This is a genomic window from Hydrogenophaga sp. FW305-3-2-15-A-LB1 (assembly GCF_058787875.1).
The window spans coordinates 15,177-38,263 of record NZ_JBYTAE010000063.1; the positions used below are offsets into that span (position 1 = coordinate 15,177).

20 protein-coding genes are annotated in these 23,087 nt (G+C 70.5%); 13 read left to right on the forward strand and 7 right to left on the reverse strand.

Annotated elements, in window-relative coordinates:
- Position 1: 1 nt before the first annotated feature.
- The gene (locus tag AC3WPZ_RS18915; RefSeq protein ID WP_382153001.1) at positions 2–469 is read left to right on the forward strand and encodes a J domain-containing protein; all 468 of its coding nucleotides are present in this window, start codon (positions 2–4) and stop codon (positions 467–469) included.
- On the opposite strand, the gene mltA is transcribed toward AC3WPZ_RS18915, so the two are convergent.
- Entirely contained in the window at positions 409–1,677 is a 1,269-nt protein-coding gene (gene mltA, locus AC3WPZ_RS18920) for a murein transglycosylase A (protein ID WP_492440966.1), read from the reverse strand. The genes AC3WPZ_RS18915 and mltA overlap by 61 nt on opposite strands.
- Between mltA and AC3WPZ_RS18925 the strand changes: the two genes are divergently transcribed.
- Positions 1,610–1,762 (forward strand): hypothetical protein, encoded by a 153-nt coding sequence (locus AC3WPZ_RS18925; RefSeq protein ID WP_492440968.1) that lies wholly within the window; start codon positions 1,610–1,612, stop codon positions 1,760–1,762. The two genes, mltA and AC3WPZ_RS18925, sit on opposite strands and share 68 nt — an antisense overlap.
- A gap of 15 nt (positions 1,763–1,777) precedes the next feature.
- Here the strand turns inward: AC3WPZ_RS18925 and AC3WPZ_RS18930 are convergent, their stop codons facing one another.
- The 4 genes from AC3WPZ_RS18930 to AC3WPZ_RS18945 are packed head-to-tail and all read right to left on the reverse strand — an operon-like array spanning position 1,778 to position 9,553.
- A complete protein-coding gene (locus AC3WPZ_RS18930) occupies positions 1,778–2,407 on the reverse strand; it encodes a response regulator transcription factor (RefSeq protein ID WP_382152994.1) in 630 nt (209 codons plus the stop codon).
- On the reverse strand, positions 2,404–4,497 hold the full coding sequence (locus AC3WPZ_RS18935) for a two-component system sensor histidine kinase NtrB (protein WP_444687721.1): 2,094 nt from the start codon (positions 4,495–4,497) through the stop codon (positions 2,404–2,406). The genes AC3WPZ_RS18930 and AC3WPZ_RS18935 overlap by 4 nt, the downstream gene beginning before the upstream one ends.
- 11 nt (positions 4,498–4,508) lie before the next feature.
- Positions 4,509–5,315, reverse strand: a complete 807-nt coding sequence (locus AC3WPZ_RS18940; RefSeq protein WP_444687722.1) for a carbon-nitrogen hydrolase family protein — start codon at positions 5,313–5,315, stop codon at positions 4,509–4,511.
- A gap of 29 nt (positions 5,316–5,344) precedes the next feature.
- Positions 5,345–9,553, reverse strand: a complete 4,209-nt coding sequence (locus tag AC3WPZ_RS18945) for a YhdP family protein (protein WP_492440970.1) — start codon at positions 9,551–9,553, stop codon at positions 5,345–5,347.
- 14 nt (positions 9,554–9,567) lie between these two features.
- Here AC3WPZ_RS18945 and glnE point away from each other — a divergent pair, with 14 nt between their 5' ends.
- The gene (gene glnE / locus AC3WPZ_RS18950) at positions 9,568–12,447 is read left to right on the forward strand and encodes a bifunctional [glutamate--ammonia ligase]-adenylyl-L-tyrosine phosphorylase/[glutamate--ammonia-ligase] adenylyltransferase (protein WP_492440972.1); all 2,880 of its coding nucleotides are present in this window, start codon (positions 9,568–9,570) and stop codon (positions 12,445–12,447) included.
- On the forward strand, positions 12,444–13,064 hold the full coding sequence (locus AC3WPZ_RS18955) for a rhomboid family intramembrane serine protease (RefSeq protein ID WP_492440974.1): 621 nt from the start codon (positions 12,444–12,446) through the stop codon (positions 13,062–13,064). Before glnE ends, AC3WPZ_RS18955 begins: the two co-directional genes overlap by 4 nt.
- 30 nt (positions 13,065–13,094) lie before the next feature.
- On the opposite strand, the gene AC3WPZ_RS18960 is transcribed toward AC3WPZ_RS18955, so the two are convergent.
- Complete coding sequence (locus tag AC3WPZ_RS18960) at positions 13,095–13,940, reverse strand: ferritin family protein (RefSeq protein ID WP_291111587.1); 846 nt, start codon at positions 13,938–13,940, stop codon at positions 13,095–13,097.
- 210 nt (positions 13,941–14,150) lie between these two features.
- On the opposite strand from AC3WPZ_RS18960, the gene AC3WPZ_RS18965 reads away from it, so the two are divergent.
- The 9 genes from AC3WPZ_RS18965 to AC3WPZ_RS19005 all read left to right on the forward strand — a co-directional run bounded on the left by AC3WPZ_RS18965 (position 14,151) and on the right by AC3WPZ_RS19005 (position 22,274).
- Positions 14,151–14,747 carry a glutathione peroxidase gene (locus AC3WPZ_RS18965; protein WP_492440976.1) on the forward strand — a complete coding sequence of 199 codons (597 nt, stop codon included), beginning with the start codon at positions 14,151–14,153 and terminating at the stop codon, positions 14,745–14,747.
- A gap of 338 nt (positions 14,748–15,085) precedes the next feature.
- Complete coding sequence (locus AC3WPZ_RS18970) at positions 15,086–16,510, forward strand: NAD(P)/FAD-dependent oxidoreductase (protein WP_492440978.1); 1,425 nt, start codon at positions 15,086–15,088, stop codon at positions 16,508–16,510.
- Positions 16,507–17,316, forward strand: a complete 810-nt coding sequence (locus tag AC3WPZ_RS18975; protein ID WP_382152972.1) for a DUF1365 domain-containing protein — start codon at positions 16,507–16,509, stop codon at positions 17,314–17,316. The genes AC3WPZ_RS18970 and AC3WPZ_RS18975 overlap by 4 nt, the downstream gene beginning before the upstream one ends.
- Positions 17,313–18,542, forward strand: coding sequence for a class I SAM-dependent methyltransferase (locus AC3WPZ_RS18980; protein ID WP_492440981.1), 1,230 nt, complete (start codon positions 17,313–17,315; stop codon positions 18,540–18,542). The genes AC3WPZ_RS18975 and AC3WPZ_RS18980 overlap by 4 nt, the downstream gene beginning before the upstream one ends.
- Before the next feature lie 10 nt (positions 18,543–18,552).
- Positions 18,553–19,116 carry a chalcone isomerase family protein gene (locus AC3WPZ_RS18985; protein WP_444687728.1) on the forward strand — a complete coding sequence of 188 codons (564 nt, stop codon included), beginning with the start codon at positions 18,553–18,555 and terminating at the stop codon, positions 19,114–19,116.
- Positions 19,113–20,429, forward strand: coding sequence for an MFS transporter (locus AC3WPZ_RS18990; RefSeq protein ID WP_492440984.1), 1,317 nt, complete (start codon positions 19,113–19,115; stop codon positions 20,427–20,429). The genes AC3WPZ_RS18985 and AC3WPZ_RS18990 overlap by 4 nt, the downstream gene beginning before the upstream one ends.
- 9 nt (positions 20,430–20,438) lie before the next feature.
- Positions 20,439–20,978: a DUF3833 domain-containing protein gene (locus tag AC3WPZ_RS18995; protein WP_382152960.1), complete on the forward strand. Its 540-nt coding sequence runs from the start codon at positions 20,439–20,441 to the stop codon at positions 20,976–20,978.
- Positions 20,979–21,061: 83 nt separating this feature from the next.
- Positions 21,062–21,826, forward strand: coding sequence for an SDR family NAD(P)-dependent oxidoreductase (locus AC3WPZ_RS19000; protein WP_492440988.1), 765 nt, complete (start codon positions 21,062–21,064; stop codon positions 21,824–21,826).
- Between the two features lie 7 nt (positions 21,827–21,833).
- Entirely contained in the window at positions 21,834–22,274 is a 441-nt protein-coding gene (locus tag AC3WPZ_RS19005) for a nuclear transport factor 2 family protein (protein WP_492440986.1), read from the forward strand.
- Between the two features lie 93 nt (positions 22,275–22,367).
- Here the strand turns inward: AC3WPZ_RS19005 and AC3WPZ_RS19010 are convergent, their stop codons facing one another.
- Positions 22,368–22,982, reverse strand: coding sequence for a glutathione S-transferase C-terminal domain-containing protein (locus tag AC3WPZ_RS19010; RefSeq protein WP_382322308.1), 615 nt, complete (start codon positions 22,980–22,982; stop codon positions 22,368–22,370).
- Positions 22,983–23,087 lie beyond the last annotated feature (105 nt).

The following is a 23,087-nucleotide window of genomic DNA, read 5'->3' on the forward strand; positions in this document are numbered from 1 at the left end:
CATGACCCCGCCCGACGGGAGACGCCTGCTGCCGGCCCTGCTGGCCTTCGAGCGCGCGCCCGGCCGCTACCCCGTGGCGCTGCGCGAACCGCGCCCGCTGTTCGCGCACATCGACAGCGTGATGCGCCTGGCCGCCGGGCGCCCGGTGGAGGGCCTGCCGGCGGCCGCCGCCCACAACCCCGAGCTGCGCCGCGCGGCGCGCTTCTTCGTGCGCACGGTGATGCTGCGCCCGGGCTCGGACCCCTACACCCTGCTGGGCCTGACGCCGGACTTCGAGCCGGCGCAACTGCGCGAGCACTACCGGCTGATGATCCGCCTGACGCACCCGGACTTCGAAGCCGCGGGCGAACGCTGGCCCGCCGGCGCGGCCACGCGGATCAACCTGGCCAACGACCTGCTGTCACTGCGTCAGCGCGGCCACAAGGCCCACAGCTGCAGCGGCTGCTTGAGCGCGGCGGCCGTGAGATAGGCCTCGTCGCTCCAGCCGCCCCAGCCCGTGAACAGGTCGGCGCGCACCGCGCCCACGATGGCGCCGCCCGTGTCCTGCGCCATCACCAGGCGCTGCGCGTTCATCGTCGGGCCCTGGGTGGCCAGCCACACCGGCGTGCCATAGGGAATGCTCTGCGGATCGACCGCGATCGAGCGCCCGGGCGTGAGCGGCACGTTCTGCGCACCGCGCGGGCCGAAGCGCGCGTCCAGCTCCGACAGCGCCTCTTCGCGGAAGAACACGGTGCGCGGGTTGCTCCACAGCATCTCGTTGAGGCGCTGCGGGTTCTGCAGGGCCCAGGCCTTGATGGCCGACCACGAGGCCTCGTTGATGGCGCGCTGGTCGAGCAGCCAGCGGCCCACGCTCTGGTACGGATGGCCGTTGTGCGCCGCGAAGGCCACCCGCACCTGGCGCGTGCGCCCGTCGGCCTCGGCGATGTTCAGGCGGCCAGAGCCCTGGATCTGCAGGATCAGCGCGTCGATGGGGTCGGCCAGCCAGGCCACGGCGCGCCCCTGCAGCGCGGCCTGCGCGGCGGGCAGCGTGTCGATCTCCTGGCGGCTGTGCCAGGGCTGGCCGGGCCGCAGCCCCGGCGGCGGGCCATAGAGCGGCACGCGGTAGGTGGCGGTGGGCACGCGGCTGGCGGCCATGATGGGCTCGTAGTAACCGGTGAGCAGGCCGGCCGGCAGGCTGCCATCGACCTCGGTGACGCGGTAGGGCAGGAAGCGGCGCATCACCCAGGCCTGCTGCTCGGCGGCGGTGGCGATGGAGAGCTGGCGCACTTCGGCGCACAGGCCCGCATGGCCCGCCACCGGCCGCTCGCAACCGCGCACCCAGGCGTTCCACACCTCGTGCAGGCTGTCCTGCCCCCAGCCGGGCAGTTCGCTCCAGCGCACCGGCACCCAGCGGCTCTTGCCGCGCTGCATCGGGGCGGGCAGCACCGTGTCGTCGGGCGCCGCCACCACCGGGGGCACCCCGGTGACCGGAGGCGGCATGGGGGGATAGGTGCGGGGGTCGATCGCGCAGGACGCCAGGCTTCCTACAATCAGGGCGCTCCCGATCCAGCGCAGCGCCCTCTGGCCGCTGCCGTTCTTTCCACCCCTCGCAGAAACGCCATTCCTTCCCATGACCCTGTTGTTGCTTGAAGCGCTTGGCGCGCTGGTGTTGCTGGTGTTCATCGTGTGGTGGACCATGTTTTCGGGTCGCAAGAAAGGCGAGTTGCCCGAGGAAGCGGCGCCACGCGAGAAGGTCGAAGCCCCGCCATCCCGGCGCGACTGAGGCGAACGCCGCCGCTCACGGCGGGCGCAGCACGTTGGCCAGTTCGACCGCGGACTTCACGCCCATCTTGTCGAACACGCGCGAGCGGTGCACCTCCACCGTGCGCACGCTGATGTTGAGCTGGTCGGCCACCAGCTTGTTGGGCAGGCCGGCGATCACCAGGTCCATCACGTCGCGCTCGCGATCGGTCAGGCTGTCCAGGCGCTGCTGCAGCTCGCGCTGGATGCGCTGCTGGGCCAGCACCTGCGCCGAGCGGTCCAGCGCCTGCTCGACGCGGTCGACCAGCGCGTTGTCCGAAAACGGTTTCTCGCAGAAGTCGAAAGCGCCGCGCTTGACGGCGTCGACCGCGGTGGGCACGTCGGCGTGGCCCGAGAGAAAGATCACCGGCACCGCGGCCTTCCAGGGCAGCTGCTGCATGCGCTCGAACAGCGTGAGCCCGCTCATGCCCGGCATGCGCACGTCGAGCACCACGCAGCACGGCGCCTCGGGCGCCTGGGTCCACACGGCGGCCTCGGCCTGGAAGGCCTCGGCATGGTCGTAGCCTTCGCTGAGCAGGCGGCGCGTGCGCAGCAGCCAGGCCAGCGCCTGGCGCACCTCGGCGTCGTCGTCGACGAGGTAGATCTTCGCGTCGGGATGCTGCGTCATGCGCCCGATGATAGAGGAGCGACCTGCACCGGCGCCGCGGGCAGGGTGAAGCGGAACACGGTGCCGCGCGGCTCGTTGGGCTCGTGGGTGAGCGCGCCGCCGTGCTGCTCGATCACGGTGCGGCACAGGCTCAGCCCCAGGCCCATGCCTTCGGCGCGGGTGGTGAAGAAGGGCGTGAACAGCTTGGCCTGCACCTCCTCGCTCAGCCCCAGGCCATGGTCGGTGACGGAGAAGGCGACCCAGGTCTTCTGCGGCAGGCCGCCCGGCGCGAGGCCCGAATGCAGGCGCGCCTGCCCCACCTCCAGGCGCAGCACGCGCAGGCTCATGCGCGAGGACGGATCGGTCAGCGGCATGGCCTGCATGCCGTTGCGCGCGAGGTTGAGCAGCACCTGTTCGACCATGGTGCGGTCGCACAGCACCGAGGGGCACTCGGGCGCGACCTGGATCTGCAGGCGGATGCCCTGCTTCTTGGCCTGCAGGCTCAGCAGCGGCAGGATGGCGTCGATCAGGCTCTTGGGCGTGACCGCCTCGCGCACCTGTTGGCGCCGCCGCACGAAGTCGGCCACGCTCTTGATGACACGCGCCGCGCGCTCGGCCTGCTCGCCGATGCGCCGCACGGCCTGCATCAGGTCGGCCTGCACCGGGTCGGCCACCGCCGCGCCCGAGCCCTCGGGCTGCTCCAGCAGGTTGAGCGTGCCGCTGGCGTAGCTCGAGATCGCGGCCAGCGGCTGGTTGAGCTCATGGCTCAGCAGCGAGGCCATCTCGCCCATGGTGGCCAGGCGCGCGGTGGCCTGCAGGCGCTCCTGCGAGGCGCGGTTGAGGTCTTCCACGCGGCGCTGCTCGGTCAGGTCCAGGATGGCGCTCATGAAACCCGTCTGCTTGCCCTGCGCATCGATCAGCGGCGCCTCGATGATGAGCACCGGGAAGCGCGTGCCGTCGGGCCGCTGGAACACCGACTCGTAGCCCTCGCGCGGCAGCACCTGCCCGGCCAGCCGCACCATCTGGCGCTGCTGGTACTCGTCCACCAGCTCGGGTGGCCACCAGGGCGCCGGCAGGCCGGTGCCCACGAGCTGTTCGGCCGTGAGGCCCACCATGTCGCAGAAGGCCGGGTTCACGTAGGTGATGCGGCCCTGCATGTCGCGCGCGCGCAGGCCGGTCACCAGCGAGTCTTCCATCGCCTTGCGGAACGCCAGGGATTTGGCGACCTCCATCTCGGCGCGCTGGCGGCGGCGGATGTCGCGCCCGAGCAGGAACAGCACCGACAGCAACGCCAGCGAGAGCGCGCTGACCATGGCGGTGAGCACATTGGGGAACAGGCCGCGCAACAGGCGCGGGCTCTGCAACTGCAGGATCAGCGTGTGGCCCGGCAGGTCGAGCACCTGGCGCGCGGTGAGGGTGCGGCGCGTGCCGGTGACGATGCTGTGCAGGGCCAGGCGCGTGCCGTCGGCCTCGTTGAAGGCCAGCCCCCGGCCGCGCAGCAGGTCGCGGTTGGTCAGCTCCGAGAGCAGGCCGGGCAGCGAATAGGTGGCCACCAGGAACCCATTGGGCAGGCCGGCGCGCGCCACCGGCAGGCACATCTCGATCAGTTCCAGGCCCTTGCCGTGGCGCAGCGGCCAGAAGTAGCTGCTCGAGTAGGCCGGCCCGGACAGGCGCCGCGCGTGGTCGCAGGCCAGGCGCACTTCGGGCAGGGCCTGGTCGCGGTCCAGGTAACCGAACAGCTCGGGGATGAAGGGCGTGTCGCGCGCGGCGGTCACCTGTTGCGCGTTGTCGCGCCATTCGAGCCGAACGATTTCCCGGTGCTGCGCCATCAGCTCGGCCGCCGGGAAGGCCCAGGAATCGGCCGTGGGCGCCACGCTGTGCAGCGACTGCAGGGTCTGCACGTTGCGCACCAGGCTGCTGCGGATGTCGCTCACGAGCGAGGCCGCGTCCTGCTCCAGCGCGGTCTGGTCGCGCGACTCTTCGTACTCCGCGGCCAGGAAGATCAGCACCCCCAGCAGCGTCACCACCAGCAGCAGCAGCGCCGCCCACAGGCGCCAGCGGAGCGAGCGAAGGCTTTCGCGCCACGCGCGGATGAAGTGCGGGCGCTCCATGGTCGACAGGGTCAGAGGCGGCGGTGCTGCAGCGAAGGCAGTTGTTCGCGCACGCTGCGCAGGCGCTCGATGTCCAGGTCGGCCAGCACCACGCCGGGGCCTTCGGCCTGCAGCGCCATCACCTCGCCCCAGGGGTCGATCACCATGCTGTGGCCCCAGGTGCGGCGGCCGTTCTCGTGCACGCCGCCCTGGGCGCTGGCGATCACGAAGGCCTGGTTCTCGATCGCGCGGGCGCGCAGCAGCACCTCCCAGTGCGAGCGGCCGGTGGTGTAGGTGAAGGCCGCCGGCACGAGCAGGATGTCGGCGGCGAGCATGCGGTAGAGCTCGCCAAAGCGCAGGTCGTAGCAGACGCTCTGGCCCACGCGCCAGTCCTGGCCTGCGTGGTCGCGGCACTCGAACACGGTGGGCGTGTCGCCCGCGACCAGCACCGTGGCCTCGTCGTAGTGCTCGGTGCCGTTGTCGTAGCGGAACAGGTGGATCTTGTCGTAGCGGCTGGTGCTCTCGCCGCGCGGGTCGTAGACCACCGAGGCGTTGGCCGCGTGGCTGGGGTCGTCGGTGGCCATGGGCAACGTGCCGCCGACGATCCACATCTTGAGGTCGCGCGCGGCGTCGGAGAGGAAGTCCTGCACCTTGCCCAGGCCGGGCGTTTCGGCCAGCACCAGCTTGTCCTCGTCCCTGGCGCCCATGAAGCAGAAGTACTCGGGCAGCACCGCGAGCTCGGCCCCACCCGCGGCGGCCTGGCGCAGCAGGCGCAGGGCTTCGCTGAGGTTGACGTCCAGGCTGATGCCCGAAACCATCTGGATGGCGGCGACTTTCATGCGGTGTCCTTTCGGTGAAGCCTGACAGCTTACTGCAGCACGGGCGTGGGGTCGCGCGGTGCCGCGGCGGCCGGTGAAGCCCGCTCGACCTTGTCCACCTGCGGGTCGGCCCAGCTGCCGGTGATGCGGAACTCCTGCGTCGTCGCCGACTGCAGCGGCTGACGCAGCAGGAATTGCGCCAGGAAGGTGCCCAGGCCGATGGCCGGGTTGATGGCGGTGGCGATCAGCGAGGCGGTGCCGGCGTTGATCTCGGGCACCACCACCACCTTGAGGTCCTGCTGCTCGCGCGCGATGTCGGCGCTGCCTTCCATCAGCACGGCCGCGTTCACGCCCTTCATCTGCAGGTTGTTGGTGTGCAGCACGCCCCGCTCCAGGCGCGCGTCGCCGCGCACGAAGTCGAAGGCGAAGCCTTCGGAGAACACATCTCGGAAGTCGAGCACCAGGCGGCGCGGCAGGGCCTGCAGGCTGAGCACGCCCAGCAGGCGCCCGGCGCCGGGGTCGACCTTGAGGAACTGGCCGCGCTCGATGTCGGCGTGGATCTGGCCCGACAGGCTGGGGTAGTCGATCGCCAGCGGCGAGCCGATCCAGCCGATGTTGCCCTCGAGCCGCCCCTTGCCGCCGCGCACCAGGCCCTCGCGGCCGAAGCGGGTGAGCAGCTGGCCCGAGTCGTCGATGTCGAGCCGGAAATTGAGCGCGGTGCGGCGCTGGCCGGCCGCACCGGCCCCGGCGGCGACCCAGTTGCCGGTGGCGCTCAGGCGCGCCTCGGGCGAAGCGACGCGCAGCCGGGTCAGGCGCCATTCGCTGCCGCGCAGCGGCCCGCCGCGGTTGATGGCCTCGACCTCCACGCGCCCCAGGTTGCGGCCGGCGATGGTGAGCTCGTCCACCGCGATGTCCAGCGAGGGCACGCTGGTGGTGGGCTGCTCCAGCAGCTGTTCGACCTCGGTCGCCGCCGAGGGCTCCAGCTGCAGGCGCTTGAGGCGCGCGTACACATTGCCCGCCGTGCCCGGGCCCGACTGGCGCACCGACACGTAGCCGTTGAGCTCGTTGGCGTCGATGTTGGCCTGCCACTGCGCACCTTCGCGCGAGCCCCCCAGCACCACGCGGTGGAATTGGCGCCCGCGCACCGTGAGGCGGTCGGCGCGCACCGCCAGCGTGGTGGGCAGGTAGGCCAGGCTGGCGTTCTGGTCGCTGACCGGGCCCACGCGCGGGAGCACCGTGGCACCGGCCGTGGCCGCCGTGCGCACGTCCACCCCCGTGGTGGTGTTGAACGCGCGCTCCCAGGCATCGGTGTCGAGCTGCGCGAGCTGCACATGGGCGACCACGCCCTCGAGCGGCAGGGACGCGGCGGTGTTGTCGCCCTCCACGCCGACCGAGATGGCGCCGCGCAGCACCCGCGGCTCGCCGCTGCCGAGTTCGCGCTCGTACTGCAGCGAGGCCACCGGCGCCAGCGAGGAGCCGAGCTGAATCGCCAGCCGGTCGGTGCGCGCGCTCTCACCCGCCACGTTGAGCACGTGGTTTTCGTAGCGCAGCGGCAGGCTGGCCTCGGCCGCCTTGTTCAAGGGCGCCGGCAGGTTCAGCGCCAGGCCCTGCAGGTTGCTCGTCACCTGCAGCTCGGGCACGCCCGCGCGAAAGCCGAGCTGGGCCGTGTAGGCCGTGCTGCCGCTGGCGTGCTGGAACAGGCGCGAGACAAAACCCAGTCCGGCCTCGCGCAGGCCGTCGGCGCTGGCCAGGCCCTGGCCCCGGAACTGCACCTGGGCCGCGCCCTTGGCATCGACCTGCATGCCGCCCTCGAAGCGCAGGTCGCCGCCGTACACCCGGGCCTGGGCCGCCTTGACCGAGAAACCGGTTTCGCTGAAGGCCAGGTTGCCGCTGGCGCGCCCGAGCAGGGGCGCATCGGGACTGATCTGCAGGTCGTTGCCGTCGAGCTTGACGGTGCCGCTGACCTTGGTGGAGTGGGGGTCGGCCAGCGGCAGCTGGAGCGCGAACCCCACTTGCGCTGCCCCGGCGCCGGTGCGGGCCCGCGCCAGCGCCTGGCCCGTCATGGCGTTGAGCGGCGAACCCTGCACGAAGCCCAGTGCCTCGTTCGCCGGCCCCTGGGCCTGGGCGTTCACTTGCAACACACCGTCGTGGCCCAGGTGCTCGATGCCCACCTGTCCCTTGCTCAGGCGCACGCCGGGCGCGTTCGCCACGCCGCCTTCGAGCGCGCTGAGCTTGAGCGAGGCGCGATCGAGCAGCAGCTCGCCCGAGACACCGCGCAGCGCGGGCCAGGCCGCCTCGCCCGCTTTCTGCAGGTAGGCCGGGATGTAGTCGAAGTCCACGTTGCGCAGCGGCGCGCTGATGCGGAACTCGCCGCGCTCGCCGGGTTTCTCGAAGGGCACGTGATCGACCAGCCCCTGCACGCGGAACTCGACCCGGTTCGAGCTGCCGCCGCGCACCGCCTCGCGCACGTAGTGGCGCGCATCGGCATTCACGGTGAGCGGCAGGTAGCGGTGCACGCGCGTGGCGTCGGCGCGGGTGAGCGTGGCGCTGAGGTCGAGCACGCCCGGAAAACGCGAGGCGGTCGAGCCGGCGGGGACCTCGCTGGTCTGCCAGCGCACCTGGGCCGTGCCCTCGGCATCGGCGTTGCTCAGGCGCACGTTGTCGAGCTGGGCTTCGATGCGCTCGCCCTGCACGCGCCAGGAAAAATCGGCCTCCAGCTGATCGACCGGCACGCTGGGGTCTTCGAACACATCGGGCAGTTCCACGGTGCCGTCCGCCACGCTGATGTGCGCCCGGCCGCCCGCCTGGTTGAGGTCGAAGTCCACCGTGGCGCCCGAGATGCCGGGGCGACCGGGCAGCGGGAAACGCCCCGAGATGGACATGCGGCCGCTGGGTTCGCCCGCGACCGACAGGCCGCTGACCCGCCCCTTGGCCTGGTAGCTCGCCAGGTCCCAGCCCGACGGCGGCGCCGCGCCGGCCGCGCGCTGCCAGCGGGCCGAAAAGCCGTCCACCCGGCCCATCGGCCGCAGCTGCTCCAGCCGCTGGTGCGCTTCGGCCGGCAGGGGCAGGCGGCTGGCGAGGGCCGCGAGCGCGCCCAGCTCCAGCCGCTCGGCGTTGAGCTCGGTGCTCGCGCCCTGCTGCCCGGCCAGGGCGGCCGTGTGCTGCAGGCGCAGCCGGCCGCTGGGCCACTCCACGCCCTCGCGGGTGCGGAAACGCAGGTCGTCGGTGGCCACATTGAAGCCCGCTTCGGACCACTGCGCGGCCAGCCGGCCCTGCAGTTCGTCGATCGCCAGGGCCGGCAGCTCGGGGCCGAGCTGGGCTTCCACGTCGCGCAACGCCAAATCGGTCGTAGCGCCCGCCACGGCCCCGTTGACCACGTCGGCCCAGGCGCGCAGCGCGCCTTGCCCGGCGCGCACGTCAACGCCCCAGGTCGACAGGTCCGCGTAGGCCCGCAGGCGCGCCACGTCCACATGGCTGAAGTCCGCGTACAGCTCGCCGCCCCAGTTGTGCCAGATCGATTGACCGGGCGCGCGGCCACCGAGCTCGATCAGGGGCTCGCGCAGGCGCCCCCGCACGCTCAGGCCCTCACCCCATTCGGCCGGCGGCGTGGCGTCGAGCCGGAACTGGTGCGTGCGGGCTGTGTTGCGCACCACGAAGCTCAAGGCCCCCAGGGCCAGCGGGGGTTGGGCGCGCAGCTCGTCCGTCCAGCGCACGGTGCCGTTCTGGATGACGAACTCGCGCAGGGAGAAGAACCAGTCGGCGGCGCGGCCGTCCTGCTGGCCCGGGCCCGCGATGTCGAGCCCGGCCACCTCGATGCGGCCCTGCGCGGTGCGCCGCACGTCCAGCACCGGCTGGTCGATCACGACCTGTTCGAAGTTGCCGTGCCAGAGGGAGCGCACCGACACCGCGGTGCGCACCAGCGGCAGGTGCAGGGCGACGCGGCCATGGGGATCGAACAGCTGCACGTCGCGCAGCTCGAAAGACGGCATGAAGGCGGGCAGGAAACCCAGGCCGCTGGTGGTGTTGTCGGCCCGGATCTCGCCCACCTTCACCGGAGCACCCACCGTGCTGCTGGCCCATCGTTCCAGCTCAGGGCGCCATTCGCCGATTCGGGGCACAATCCACCAATTCAGCGCTGCCCAGGTCAGCACGAAGAGGCCCCAGGCCAGGAACACGAGCCACAAGCAAAGCCGGGCCACCACCGAAAGTGTCTTGAGGGTTCGCGTGGCAGGGGCGATGGGAGCCGGGCTTTGATTCATGTCCACCGCAAATTATGACGGCCAGCCATTTCACAGGTTCCACAGCGGAAGCGCCCGTTTTGTCATCAAATGTGAACCCCTGTCCGCCGCTCTCGGCCCAAGACCGCCAGGCCGAGCACTCGCGCTTCGTGCAGCGGGTGCGCCGCCGCTACGCCACTGAACTGCCCTGCCTTCCCCCGGGAGAACCCGTGCTCGCCAGCATGCGGGCCTGCCTGGGCGTGCTGCGCGAGCGCGGCCTGCCGGTGCCCGCCGCCCTGCGCGTGCTGCGCCAGCTGGTGCTGGAGCGCCTGGTGGTGCTCGACTGCGAGCAGGGCGCGCCGCTGGCCGTGGTCACGCGCGCCGTCACCGAACTGGCCGAACTCGCGCTCGACGAAGCCTGCACCCTGGCCTGTGCCGATCTGGACGAGCTGCACGGCGCGCCGCAGTTCACCACGCCCAAGGGCGAGCTGCAGCGCGCGCAGCTGTGGGTGATCGGCATGGGCAAGCTGGGCGCGCGCGAGCTCAATGTGTCGAGCGACATCGACCTGATCTACGTCTACGACCAGGACGGTGAGACCGCCGGCAACGCCCAGGGCCGCCAGCGCATCAGCAACCACGAGTACTTCGGCAAGGCCGTCAAGCACATCTACAACACCGTGGGCGAGACCACCGAACACGGCAACGTGTTCCGCGTCGACCTGGCCCTGCGGCCCAACGGCAACTCCGGGCCCAGCGCGGTCTCGCTCGGGGCGCTCGAAGAGTATTTCCTGGTGCAGGGCCGCGAGTGGGAACGTTTCGCCTGGCTCAAGAGCCGCGTGATCGCCCCCACCGCCTGCGTGCAGGACCGCAGCGCCAGCGCGCTGCGCGGCACCGTGTTGCCCTTCGTGTTCCGCCGCTACCTCGACTACGGCGTGTTCGATGCCTTGCGCACGCTGCACCGGCAGATCCGCGACCACGCGTCCAAACGCGCCGCCGGCAACCCGGGGCGATCGAACGACGTGAAGCTCTCGCGCGGCGGCATCCGCGAGATCGAGTTCACCGTGCAGCTGCTGCAGGTGGTGCGCGGCGGCCAGTTCCCCGAGCTGCGCACGCGGCCCACGCTGGATGCGCTGCAGCGCCTGTGCAAGGCCGGCCTGATGCCGCCGGCCACGGCCACCGCGCTGGCGCAGGCCTACGAATTCCTGCGCCGGGTCGAGCACCGCATCCAGTACCTGGACGACCAGCAGACCCACGTGATGCCCACGCGCGACGACGACCTGGCCTGGCTCGCGGCCACGCTCGGTTACCCCGACGTGTGCGCCTTCCTGCACGCGCTGGACGCGCACCGCGAGCTGGTGGCCCAGGAGTTCGACACCCTGCTCGGCGGCCCCACCAACGGTGGCTGCAACGGCAAGGGCTGCGGCAGCAAGAAGAACGGCGCCAACGGCCGCAGCGCGGTCGACGACCTGCAAAGCGTGCTGGAGCAACTGCCCCCGGCCTTCGCGGCCCGCGTGGGCCAATGGCTCGAACACCCACGCGTGCTCGCGCTGCGCGAGGACACCCGCGCGCGCCTGGTGCGGCTGGTGCAGCGCACCGGGGCCTGGATCGACGAAGGCCGCGTGAGCGAAGAGGCCGCGCTGCGCATGGCCGACTGGATCGAGCCGCTGCTGCGCCGCGAAAGTTACCTCGCCCTGCTGCAGGAACGGCCCTCGGTGCACGAGCGCCTGCTGCGCCTGCTCGGCGCGGCCAAGTGGCCCGCGCGTTACCTGATCAAGCACCCCGGCGTGATCGACGAACTCGCCAGCCAGCAGCTGCTGACCGACCGCTTCGATGCCGCGCAGTTCGAGGACGAGCTGGAGGCGCGGCGCACCGCGCTGCGCTCCACCGGCGAGGACGATGAAGAAGCCCTGCTCAACCTGCTGCGCCGCGCGCACCACGCCGAGGTGTTCCGCACCCTGGCGCGCGACGTGGAGAAGGTGCTCACCGTCGAACAGGTGGCCGACGACCTCTCCGCCCTGGCCGACTCGGTGCTGCGCACCACCGCGCGCTGGTGCTGGGCCCGCCTCAAGAGCCGCCACCGCGACGAGCCCAGCTTCGCCATCATTGGCTACGGCAAGCTCGGCGGCAAGGAACTCGGCTACGGCAGCGACCTGGACATCGTCTTCGTCTACGAGGACGAACACGAAAACGCCTCGGAGATCTACGCCGCCTTCGTGCGCAAGATGATCAACTGGCTCACGGTGAAGACCGGCGAGGGCGACCTGTTCGAGATCGACACCGCGCTGCGGCCCAACGGCAACTCGGGCCTGCTGGTCACCAGCTTCACGGCGTATGCCAACTACCAGCAGCAGCGCGGCAGCAACACCGCCTGGACCTGGGAACACCAGGCCATGACGCGCGCGCGTTTTGTGCTCGGTGGTGTGGCCGAGAGCCCGCCGCCGGGCCGCCCGCCGCAGAGCGGCGGAGCGTGGGGGCTCTCCCTCGCCGGCCGCTTCGACGCGGTGCGCGAGGCGGTCATCACGGCCGAGCGCGACGCCGCCTCGCTGGCCGCCGAGATCGTCGCCATGCGCGGCAAGGTGCGCGCCGCGCACCCGGTGCGCGGCGAACGCTTCGACGTGAAACACAGCCCGGGTGGCATGGTGGACGTGGAGTTCGTGGTGCAGTACCTGGTGCTGCTGCACTCGCGCGCGCACCCCGAGCTGCGCGCCAACACCGGCAACATCAACCTGCTGCGGCGCGCCGAAAGCGCGGGCCTGCTCGAGCCCGGCATGGGCGAGGCCGCGGCCCGCGCCTACCGCGAGCTGCGCCAGATCCAGCACACCGCGCGGCTGGACGAGGCGCCCACGCAGGTCGATGCGGCGCAGGTCGAAGAAGCCGCTCGCGCGGTGCTGGCGATGTGGCAACACGTGCTGGGCCGCGTCGCGTCGACCGCTTGAACGGTCGACCCGCCGTGACACCGTGGCGCGGCAGCTGGTTGTGGCTTTGCGGCCTGCATGCGGCGCTCAGCCTGCTGGTGTGGTGGTCCCCTCCCGGCGTGGCCGACGCGCTCACCTGGCGCGCGGGCGAATGGACGGCACGGCCCTGGACGCTTTGGAGCAGCGCCTGGGTCCACCTGAACCGCCCCCATCTCGTGGGCAACGTGCTGGCCATGGGCGGCGTGGCCGCCGCGGGTTGGGTGCTGCGGCCCGGTGCGCGCTGCACGCTGGCGTGGCTGCTGGCCTGGCCACTCACGCAGGTCTCGCTGCTGCTGTGGCCGCAGGTGGGCTACGCGGTCGGCCTCTCCGGCCTGATGCATGCCGGCGTTCTGGTGCTGGCGGTGCAGGTCGCGCTGCGCCGCCTGCCCATCCGTGGCGCGCGGTTCTGGGGCGGGCTGCTGGTCGCGGTGGTGCTGACCAAGGTGCTGCTCGAACGGGGCTGGTCCCAGCCCATCGTGTGGGACGCCGACAGCCACCTGTCGGTGGTGCAGGCCGCGCACGTCACCGGCGCCTTCTGGGGCGTGGTGCTGGCACTGGCGGAACCCCTTCTGAAGCGCCCACGAAAAAGCCCGCCGTAGCGGGCTTTCAGGCACGGGGCCCGCAGGGCCTCAGGCCGCCGACGGTGCCGCGGTGACCGAGACCGCCTTGCGGAAGCGGTTGAGCTCCTGCACGGTCTTGAAGCTCTGCTCCATCAGCAGACTCATGTTGTGCAGGATGCGATCGACCACGCGCGTTTCCCACACCGCATCGAAGTTGATCTGCTTGTCCAGCCAGTGCTCCAGCCACTCGGGGTTGGGCAGGCGGCTCTGGATGGTGTCGTTGGGGAACAGGTTCTTGTTCACGTGCAGGTTGGTCGGGTGCAGCGCCTGCGCGGTGCGGCGCGCGCTGGCCATCAGCACGCCCACCTTGGCGAAGGCCGAGCGGGCCTCGTTGCCGAACTTGCCGATCGCGCGCTTCATGTAGCGCAGGTAGGCGCCGCCGTGGCGGGCCTCGTCCTGGCTGAGCGTGCTGTAGATCTGCTTGATCACGGGTTCGGTGTGCCACTCGCTGGCGCGGCGGTACCAGTGGTTCAGGCGGATCTCGCCGCAGAAGTGCAGCATCAGCGTCTCCAGCGGCGGGGCCGGATCGAACTCGAAGCGGATGTCGTGCAGCTCCTGCTCCGTGGGCACCAGCTCGGGGCGGAAGCGGCGCAGGTACTCCATCAGCACCAGCGAGTGCTTCTGCTCTTCAAAGAACCAGATCGACATGAAGGCCGAGAAATCGGAATCGTCGCGGTTGTCGCGCAGGAACATCTCGGTGGCCGGCAACGCGGCCCACTCGGTGATGGCATTCATCTTGATGGTCTGCGCCTGTTCATCGGTCAACGCGCTGGCGTCGAACTTGTCCCAGGGGATGTCCTTGTCCATGTCCCAACGCACGGATTCGAGTTGTTTGAAGAGTTCAGGATAGAGCATGGTGGTCTTTCTTAACGCGGACATTCTATGCGGCGGGCTTTCACGGCAATGACAAACCACCCCATCGTTCGGGACTTGCCCCCTCGGAAAGTTCCGATGGCACCGGTTTGAATCCACCCAGCCGCCACCTGCGTAGTGGAGATCAGACGCGCTTGAGTTTGCGACAGGCCCATGTTGGAATGAATTTTTTTGACCCCCTGGAGTTGCCGCATGAAGAACCTTGAATTCCTGGGCCTGGCCCTGGCCCTGTCCGTCGCGCTGGTATTCGCCACGGTGCCGCCCGCCGCGGCCCAGACCATGCCCGCGCCCACGAGCGCCAGCTGCCCCGCGCTGCTGCAGCACCGCTTCGACCGCCTGCAGGACGAAAAGCCCCAGTCGCTGTGCCAATACAGCGGCAAGGTGGTGCTGGTGGTGAACACCGCGAGCTTCTGCGGTTTCACCAAGCAATACGAAGGCCTGGAGGCGCTCTACGCGCGCTACCAGTCCCAGGGTCTGGTGGTGCTGGGCTTCCCGGCCAACGACTTCGGCAGCCAGGAGCCGGGCAGCAACCAGGCCATCGCCGACTTCTGCGAGAACACCTTCGGCGTGAAATTCCCGATGTTCAGCAAGACCAGCGTGGTCGGGCGCGACACCAACCCGCTGTACCGCCAGCTGGCTGAAAAGACGGGCGACCACCCGCGCTGGAATTTCCACAAATACCTGATCGCGCGCGACGGCCAGACCGTGCGCAGCTACGCCAGCGGGGTCGACCCCAAAAACCCCGCATTCGTCAAGGACATCGAAAAGTTTCTATCGACCAAATTGTGACTGATGAGTCACAATGAAAACCAACAAGTATTTCAACGCGAGTTGCCACCATGCCCCTGCCCAGCCATTCCCGCTCTGCGCGCCCGACGACCGGGGCATGGAACTTTTCTCGCGCACCGGGCGTCGTAAACAGCAGGCCGGACAGCGTGCCGGCCGCCGATTTCCGTTTTGTACTGCGAAGCCTTCCGGGTCTGCGTGATCCGGCTGCAATCCCGAGGCGCTTCTCCTCCTCCTCCCTCCCTCCCTTGTTCGTCTGGGGGCGCTTCGCAGTCTTTTGTATTGGCCTCCGTGGCCGCCGCACCCGCCGGTGCGCGGCCCACCGGCCCTGAGGTCCGCCCATGCAGCCGGGCCTCTTCCCCACCTCCGTCTCTCCCGCGCGCGCCGCCGTCTCCCGGCCTTCGCGCGTGGCCATCGTCGGCTCGGGCATTGCCGGCCTGGCCGCCGCCCACACCTTGCAGGGCCTGGCCGACGTCACGCTGTACGAGGCGGGCGACCATTTCGGCGGCCACGCCCACACGGTGGACGTGACCCTGCCCGATGCCTATGGCGTGCCCACCACCTTTGGCGTCGACACCGGCTTTCTGGTGCTCAACGAGCGCACGTACCCCAATCTGCTGGCCCTGCTCGCCGCGCTGGAGGTGCCGACCGCCCGCGCCGACATGTCGTTCTCGGTCCAGGTGCCGGGTGCCGGGCCCGGCGGCGACGCGCTCGAATGGAGCGGCAGCGATCTGTCTTCCGTGTTCGCGCAGCGCCGCAACCTGGCCAACCCACGCTTTCTGCGCATGCTGGCCGACATCGCGCGCTTCAACCGCGTCACCACCCGCCTGGCCGAACGTGGCGACGACCTGCGGCCCGACAGCCCCCTGCTGCAACCACTGGGCGATTTCCTGCGCGAACAGCGCTTCTCGGCCGAATTCCGCGACTGGTACTTCCTGCCCATGATGGGCTGCATCTGGAGCTGCCCGACCGACCAGATGCTGGCCTTCCCGGTCGCCACCATGGTGCGCTTCTGCCACAACCACGGCCTGATCCAGGTCAGGAACCGGCCGCAGTGGCACACGGTCGCGGGGGGCGCCCGCCAGTACGTGAGCAAGATCCTGCGGGGGGTGGGCGACCTGCGCCTCCTCACGCCGGTGCAGCAGGTGCTGCGCGACGACGAGGGCGTGCGCGTGGTCTCACCCGGCCATGTGGACCGCTTCGACGCCATCGTGATGGCCTGCCACAGCGACCAGGCGCTGCGCCTGCTCGGCGATCAGGCCTCGGTGGCCGAACGCGAGCTGCTCGGCGCCATCCGCTACCAGCCCAACCGCGCCGTGCTGCACACCGATGCCTCGGTGCTGCCGGAGAACCCGCGTGCCTGGGCGGCCTGGAACTACGAGCGCGCGCCCAGCGCCGATCAGGAATCGGCCAACGTCTGCCTGCATTACCTGATCAACCGCCTGCAGCCGCTGCCGGTGCCGCAACCGGTGGTGGTCTCGCTCAATCCGCAGCGCGAGATCAACCCCACGCAAGTGCTCGGCGAGTACGCCTACGAGCACCCGGTGTTCGACCTCGGTGCCATTCGCGCCCAGGCCGGCGTGCCGGCCTTGCAGGGCCATCGCCACACCTGGTTCGCCGGTGCCTGGACCGGCTATGGCTTTCACGAGGACGGGCTCAAGTCGGGCCTGCAGGCCGCGCGTGGCCTGATCGATGCGCACCGCCTGGTGCCGCTGGCCAACGAGCGCGAGCTGCGCCGGGCCGCGCTTCCCGGGGTGTTCGCATGAACGCGGCCGTGGCGCAGCTGGGCTTCGGCCAGGTGCGCCACACGCGCCACCGGCCCCGGCACCACGCGTTCGCCTACGCCACCTGCTTTCTGATGCTGCCCATGCGCAGCCTGCGCGCGCACGGCCCCGGGGCGCTGGCGCGCAACCGAAGTGCCGCGCTGAGCTTTCACGACACCGACCACGGCGATGGCCGCGCCGACAGCCTGGGCTGGCTGGACGAGGTGCTGCACCAGCACGGCATCCACGACGCGCAGGGTGAGGTCTGGCTGCACACCTACCCGCGCATGCTGGGCTACAGCTTCAAGCCGGTGAGTTTCTGGTACTGCCATCGCCCCGATGGTTCGCTGCGCGCGGTGCTCGCCGAGGTGAACAACACCTTTGGCGAACGCCATTGCTATTTGCTCGACGCGCCCCGCTATGGCCAGCCCTGCGAAGCCGCCAAGGTGTTCCACGTCTCGCCGTTCTGCCCGGTGCGCGGGCGCTACCGCTTCGTCTTCATGCGCACGCAAGGCCCCACCGCCCGCACCGTGGCGCGCATCGACTACTTCGATGGGGCGGGTGAGGCGGCCCTGCTCAACACCAGCGTGAGCGGTGAACTGCTGCCGCTCGATGCCCGCACGCTGCGCCGCGCGCTGTGGTCCCACCCCGCCATGACCCTGGGCGTGATCGCCCGCATCCACTGGCAGGCCTTGCGCCTGTGGTGGCAGAAGGCCCCGTTCTTCCGCCAGCCGCCCGCGCCGGGCGACTTCGTGACCGCCGCCGTGCCCTCGGCGCCCACCGTGACCGCCGAGCCGCGCCAACCATGAACAGCACCACCGCCTCCCGCCGCCCCGTGGACTTCGAACTGCCGCGCAACACGCCGGCCGCCGCGCGCACCGTCCTGCAACTGCTGCAGCGCCTGGTGCACGGCAGCCTCACGCTGCAGCTGCCCGACGGCTCGGTGCAGCGCTTCGGGCAGTCCGACGGACCGCACGCGAGCATGAAGCTGCACAACTGGAACGTGTGCGGCGCCACGCTCAAATCAGGCGACATCGGTTTCGCCGAAACCTACATCGCCGGCGACTGGAGCACGCCGCACCTCACTTCGCTGCTCTCGCTGCTGGTGGCCAACCGCCGCGAGGTGGAGGACATGGTCTATGGCTCCTGGCTGGGCCGCCTGGCCTACCGCGTGCGGCACCTGCTCAACCGCAACTCCAAGGCCAACAGCCGCAAGAACATCCACGCGCACTACGACCTGGGCAATGCGTTCTACTGCCTGTGGCTGGACGAGACCATGAACTACTCGTCGGCCTGGTTCGAGACGCCGGACCAGCCGATGGTGATGGCGCAGCACGCCAAGGTGCGCCGCGCGCTGCGCCTGGCCGGTGTGCGCCCGGGCGACCGCGTGCTGGAGATCGGCTGTGGCTGGGGCGCCCTGGCCGAGAAGGCCACCACCGAGTTCGATGCCTCGGTGGTCGGTGTGACGCTGTCGACCGAACAGCTGGCCTTCGCGAAACAGCGCCTGCAGGCCATCGGCCGCCAGGATCGCGCCGACCTGCGGCTGCAGGACTACCGCGACATCCCCGACGCGCCGTTCGACGCCATCTGCTCGATCGAGATGGTCGAGGCGGTGGGGCGCTCGTATTGGCCGACCTACTTCCAGACCGTGGCCCGCCTGCTCAAGCCCGGTGGCCGGGCCTGCATCCAGAGCATCGTGATCGCCGACGCGCATTTCGACCGCTACATCAAGGGCACGGACTTCATCCAGCAATACATCTTCCCGGGCGGTTGCCTTCCCTGTCCACGCGAGCTGCGCGCCCAGGCCGCGCAGGCGGGGCTGGAAGTGGTCGACGAGTTCGCCTTCGGCCAGGACTACGCGCGCACGCTGTCGATCTGGCGCGAGGACTTCCTGCGCGAACAGGAGCGCGTGCTGCAACTGGGCTTCGACCAGCGCTTCCTGCGCATCTGGGAGTTCTACCTCGCTTATTGCGAGGCGGCGTTCGAGCAGCAGAGCGTGGACGTCGTGCAGTACACGCTGCGCAAGCCGGCCTGAGGCCCGCGCCATGCCCACCCGCCCTCTTCACCTGTCCGTGGCCCTCGCGCTGCTGGTGGGGGGGCCCGCAAGCGCGCAGCCCGCGCCAGCCCCCATGCTGAGCGCGGCGCTGCAAGACCAGACGCTCAGCGGCAGCGCCCGCCTACGGTACTGGGGGTTCGACGTCTACGACGCGCGCCTGTATGTCGCGCCAGGCTTTGACATCCAGCGCTTCGAAGTCCAGCGCTTCGGCCTGGAACTGAGCTACCTGCGCGGCTTCAAGGGCGCCGACATCGCCGAGCGCTCCATCGAGGAAATGAAAGGCCTGGCCCGGCTGGACCCCGCGCAGGCCCAGCGCTGGCAAGCCGCGATGAGCGCCCTGTTCCCCGAGGTGCGGCGCGGCGACCGCCTCACCGGCGTGCACGTGCCGGGCAGCGGCGCGCGCTTCTACGTCAACGGCCAGTGGCTCGGCGAGATCGCCGACGACGCCTTCTCGCGCCTGTTCTTCGGCATCTGGCTCTCGCCCAGGACCTCGCAGCCGCGCCTGCGCGAGGCCCTGATCCAGTCCCTGGGCGGTCCGCCGCGCGCACCATGAGCGAACCCGCCGCCCGCTTCATCGGGCCAGGCGCCTGGCGCCATGGGCTGCGCTACGGCCTGCTGGGCCTGCCACTGGCTTTCGTCGCGTTGCCGCTGTACGTGATCCTGCCCAACCACTACGCGCGCGCGTTCGGCGCGCCGTTGGCGGCCCTGGGGGCGGTGCTGCTGGCCGCGCGGCTGATCGATGCCGTGCTCGATCCCTGGATCGGGCGCTGGTGCGACCGCCTCTTCGCGCGCTCGATCGCGGCGGTGTTGGGCGCGGCGGCCGGGGCCGCGCTGGTGCTCGCGGGCGGGCTGTGGGGCCTGCTGTTTCCGCCGGCCGCCGTGCGCGAGGCCGGCAGCGCGACCCTGCTCGGCTGGGCGGGCGGGCTGATGGCCCTCACCTACATCGCCTACAGCGTGACCTCGGTGGCGCACCAGGCCTGGGGCGCGCGCCTGGGCGGCGACGAGGCCCAGCGCAGCCGCGTGGTGGCCTGGCGCGAAGGCCTGGCCTTGCTGGGCGTGCTGATCGCCGCCGTGCTGCCCGCCACGCTGGGACTGGGCGCCACGGTCTCGGCCTTCGCCGTGCTGCTGGCGCTGGGCTGGTGGGCCTGGAGCCGCTCCACGCGCCCGCTCGACCGGTCCATGGCCACCGCAGCGGGTGGCCCCTCCCCGCTGCGGCAACCCGCGTTCCGGCGCCTGCTCGCGGTGTTCGTGATCAACGGCACCGCCAGCGCCGTGCCGGCCACGCTGGTGCTGTTCTTCGTGCAGGACCGGCTGCAGGCACCGGCGGCGGTGGAGCCGGCCTTCCTCGCCACCTACTTCCTGTGCGCCGCGCTGTCCATGCCGCTCTGGGTGCGGCTGGTCGCCCGCCTCGGTCTGGCGCGCACCTGGCTCGCGGGCATGGGCGTGGCGGTGGCGGTGTTCGTCTCGGCGGCCCTGCTCGGCGCGGGCGACGTGCTGCCCTTCCTGATCGTGTGCGCCCTCTCGGGCGTGGCGCTGGGCACCGACCTCGCCCTGCCCGGCGCGATGCTCGCCGGCCTGATCGGCCGGCTGGGTGAACGCGGCCAACGCGAAGGCGCGTACTTCGGCTGGTGGAACTTCGCCACCAAGCTCAACCTCGCGCTGGCCGCGGGTCTCGCCCTGCCGCTGCTGGCCTGGTTCGGCTACGCCCCGGGCACGCGCGACCCCACCGCGCTGCAGACCCTGACCATCGCCTACTGCCTGCTGCCGTGCGCGCTCAAGCTGCTGGCCGCAGGCACGCTGTACGCGCTGATCATCCGGCCCGAGCAAAGGCTAGCGCCACCGCGCCCCTCCCTGTCCACGAACTGAAAGACCGCCATGCAACGACGCCATTTGCTCGCCGCCGGCATCGCGGGCGCCGCCGCACTCTCGGGCTGCGCAGGCCCGCAGATCGCGCAGTACGCCGGCGAAAAACCGGTGCTCGACCTGCGCAGCTATTTCAACGGCACGCTCGACGCCTACGGTGTCTTCACCGACCGCTCGGGCGAGGTGATCAAGCGCTTCACCGTGGTCATGCGCTGCCAATGGAACGGGGACGACGGCGTGCTCGACGAGGCCTTCACCTACTCGGACGGCACGACACAGAAGCGCGTGTGGCGCATGAAGCACCTGGGCAACGGCCGCTTCAGCGGCACCGCCGACGACGTGGTGGGCACCGCGCTCGGTGAGCAGCAGGGCAACGCCTTCCGATGGGGCTACACGCTGCGGCAACCGGTGGACGGCAAGACCTACGAAGTGCAGTTCGACGACTGGATGTACCTGATGGACGACCGCGTGATGCTCAACAAGGCCACGATGAGCAAGTTCGGCATCCGCCTGGGCGAGGTCACGCTGTCGTTCGTGAAGCGCCGGCCATGAGCATCCCCAGGACCTTCGTCGATGCGCCCATGCCGCCCCCTCGGGCGGCGAGCGGTGCGCGCGGCTTCTCGCTGTTCGGTCCCATGAACCCCCGCATCACCGACTGGCGCGGCCTGCGCGTGTGGCTGATCGGCGCTTCCAGCGGCATTGGCGAAGCCACCGCCTCGGCCCTGCACGCGCGCGGGGCGCAGGTGCTGCTGTCGGCTCGCAATGCGCCCGCGCTGAACGCTTTCGTGGCCGCGCACCCGGCCGCGCAGGCCTGGCCGCTGGACGTGACCGATGCCACCGCGGTCATGCGCACCACCGACCAGATCCTCGCTCAAGGCCCGCTGGATCTGGTGCTGTACTGCGCCGGCCACTACCGCGAGATGCGCGCCACCGACATGGACCTCGCCGACCTTCGGCGCCACGTCGACATCAACTACCTCGGCGCGCTGCACGTGCTCGACGCCGCCGTGCCCGCGATGGCGGCGCGGGGCCATGGGCACATCAGCCTGATCAGCAGCGTGGCGGGTTTTCGCGGCCTGCCCAAGAGCCTGGCCTACGGCCCGACCAAGGCCGCGCTCACCCACCTCGCCGAGACGCTGTACCTGGACCTGCAGCCCCTGGGCCTGGGCGTGAGCGTGGTGCATCCCGGCTTCGTGAGCACCCCCCTGACGGCCCGCAACGGCTTCACCATGCCCGCGCTGATCACACCTGCACAGGCGGCCCAGGCCATGCTGGCCGGCTGGGGCCAGGGCGCGTTCGACATCCACTACCCCAAGCGCTTCACGCGCTGGATGAAGCTGTTGCGCCTGCTGCCCTACCGCGCGTACTTTCCGGCGGTGCGCCGCATCACCGGGCTATAACCCGTTCATGTCCACCGACCACCGCGCCGCCATCGACCACCTCTGCGACTGGTTCGAGTCGCTCTCCCCCGGCTCGCTCGCCCGGCTCGGCGAGTTCTACACGCCGGACGCGCGCTTCAAGGACCCGTTCAACGAGGTGCAGGGCATCCCGGCCATCACACGCGTGTTCGAACACATGTTCGACAGCCTCACGGCGCCGCGCTTCATCGTCACGGGCCGGCTGGTGGACGGCGCGCAATGTTTTCTGGTGTGGGAGTTCCGCTTTCGTTTTCAGCGCTTTGACACCGTGACCGAGCAGGTGGTGCGCGGCGGCTCGCACCTGCGGTTCGCGCCCGATGGCCGCGTCAGCGACCACCGCGACTATTGGGACGCGGCGGAAGAGCTGTACGAAAAACTGCCTGTGCTGGGCGGGCTGATGCGCTGGCTGAAGAAGAAAGCGCAGGAGTGAGCGGCTTTCGGCCAGGATGCCGCGGAACTGGCTTTGCCAGGCCGCAGGCATCGCCCCCTGGGGGGTGACGCGCCGCAGGCGCGGCGCGGGGGGTTAGGCCGGCCTCGTGTCGACGAAGCTCTGGCGCAGGTTGAGCTTCTCGGCCAGGCGGGCCAGGTTGGGGTACGGCGAGCGCCAGTCGATGCTGGCGAAGCGGAAGTCCAGGTAACCCAGCGCGCAGCCCACGGCCACGTCGGACAGGCTGAAGTGGATGCCCGAGCAGAACGCCTTCTCGCCCAGGCCCTGGCTCATGGACTTCAGGCTGGCGTCGATCTTGGCGCGCTGGCGCTCGATCCACGCCTCGCTGCGCTCGCCATCGCCACGGCCGGGCCAGGTGGCTTCGAGCCGGGCCAGCACGGCGGCGTCCAGCAGGCCATCGGCCAGGGCTTCCCAGGTCTTGACCTCGGCGCGTTCTCGGCCTTGCGTGGGAATCAGCTTGCCCACCGGTGAAAGGGTGTCGAGGTACTCCACGATCACGCGCGAGTCGAACACGGCCTCGCCGCCTTCCATCACCAGGCAGGGCACCTTGCCCAGCGGGTTGGAGGTCATGATGGTGGTGTCGGCGGACCACACGTCTTCCAGGATGAACTGGTAGTCCAGTTTTTTCTCGGCCATGACAACGCGCACTTTTCGCACGTAGGGGCTGGTGATGGCGCCGATGAGTTTCATGGGGAATGGAATGGTCGTTGGACTGGGGAACACGATTCTAGCCAGCGCCAGGGGCACCCCCTCGGACAGCGGACACGGCGCCCGGCGGTGGGGCCCCCCCCCGGC

What these genes read in the sequence shown, in the direction of transcription:
- glnE (WP_492440972.1), top strand. Translation starts at nt 9,568, where the DNA reads ATGACGGCCAGCCATTTCACAGGTTCCACAGCGGAAGCGCCCGTTTTG.
- AC3WPZ_RS18990 (WP_492440984.1), top strand. Translation starts at nt 19,113, where the DNA reads ATGAGCGAACCCGCCGCCCGCTTCATCGGGCCAGGCGCCTGGCGCCAT.
- AC3WPZ_RS18965 (WP_492440976.1), top strand. Translation starts at nt 14,151, where the DNA reads ATGAAGAACCTTGAATTCCTGGGCCTGGCCCTGGCCCTGTCCGTCGCG.
- mltA (WP_492440966.1), bottom strand. Translation starts at nt 1,677, where the DNA reads ATGGTCCACCACACGATGAACACCAGCAACACCAGCGCGCCAAGCGCT.
- AC3WPZ_RS18915 (WP_382153001.1), top strand. Translation starts at nt 2, where the DNA reads ATGACCCCGCCCGACGGGAGACGCCTGCTGCCGGCCCTGCTGGCCTTC.
- AC3WPZ_RS18975 (WP_382152972.1), top strand. Translation starts at nt 16,507, where the DNA reads ATGAACGCGGCCGTGGCGCAGCTGGGCTTCGGCCAGGTGCGCCACACG.
- AC3WPZ_RS18925 (WP_492440968.1), top strand. Translation starts at nt 1,610, where the DNA reads ATGACCCTGTTGTTGCTTGAAGCGCTTGGCGCGCTGGTGTTGCTGGTG.
- AC3WPZ_RS18980 (WP_492440981.1), top strand. Translation starts at nt 17,313, where the DNA reads ATGAACAGCACCACCGCCTCCCGCCGCCCCGTGGACTTCGAACTGCCG.
- AC3WPZ_RS18960 (WP_291111587.1), bottom strand. Translation starts at nt 13,940, where the DNA reads ATGCTCTATCCTGAACTCTTCAAACAACTCGAATCCGTGCGTTGGGAC.
- AC3WPZ_RS19005 (WP_492440986.1), top strand. Translation starts at nt 21,834, where the DNA reads ATGTCCACCGACCACCGCGCCGCCATCGACCACCTCTGCGACTGGTTC.
- AC3WPZ_RS18995 (WP_382152960.1), top strand. Translation starts at nt 20,439, where the DNA reads ATGCAACGACGCCATTTGCTCGCCGCCGGCATCGCGGGCGCCGCCGCA.
- AC3WPZ_RS18985 (WP_444687728.1), top strand. Translation starts at nt 18,553, where the DNA reads ATGCCCACCCGCCCTCTTCACCTGTCCGTGGCCCTCGCGCTGCTGGTG.
- AC3WPZ_RS18930 (WP_382152994.1), bottom strand. Translation starts at nt 2,407, where the DNA reads ATGACGCAGCATCCCGACGCGAAGATCTACCTCGTCGACGACGACGCC.
- AC3WPZ_RS18945 (WP_492440970.1), bottom strand. Translation starts at nt 9,553, where the DNA reads ATGAATCAAAGCCCGGCTCCCATCGCCCCTGCCACGCGAACCCTCAAG.
- AC3WPZ_RS18935 (WP_444687721.1), bottom strand. Translation starts at nt 4,497, where the DNA reads ATGGAGCGCCCGCACTTCATCCGCGCGTGGCGCGAAAGCCTTCGCTCG.
- AC3WPZ_RS18940 (WP_444687722.1), bottom strand. Translation starts at nt 5,315, where the DNA reads ATGAAAGTCGCCGCCATCCAGATGGTTTCGGGCATCAGCCTGGACGTC.
- AC3WPZ_RS19010 (WP_382322308.1), bottom strand. Translation starts at nt 22,982, where the DNA reads ATGAAACTCATCGGCGCCATCACCAGCCCCTACGTGCGAAAAGTGCGC.
- AC3WPZ_RS19000 (WP_492440988.1), top strand. Translation starts at nt 21,062, where the DNA reads ATGAACCCCCGCATCACCGACTGGCGCGGCCTGCGCGTGTGGCTGATC.
- AC3WPZ_RS18970 (WP_492440978.1), top strand. Translation starts at nt 15,086, where the DNA reads ATGCAGCCGGGCCTCTTCCCCACCTCCGTCTCTCCCGCGCGCGCCGCC.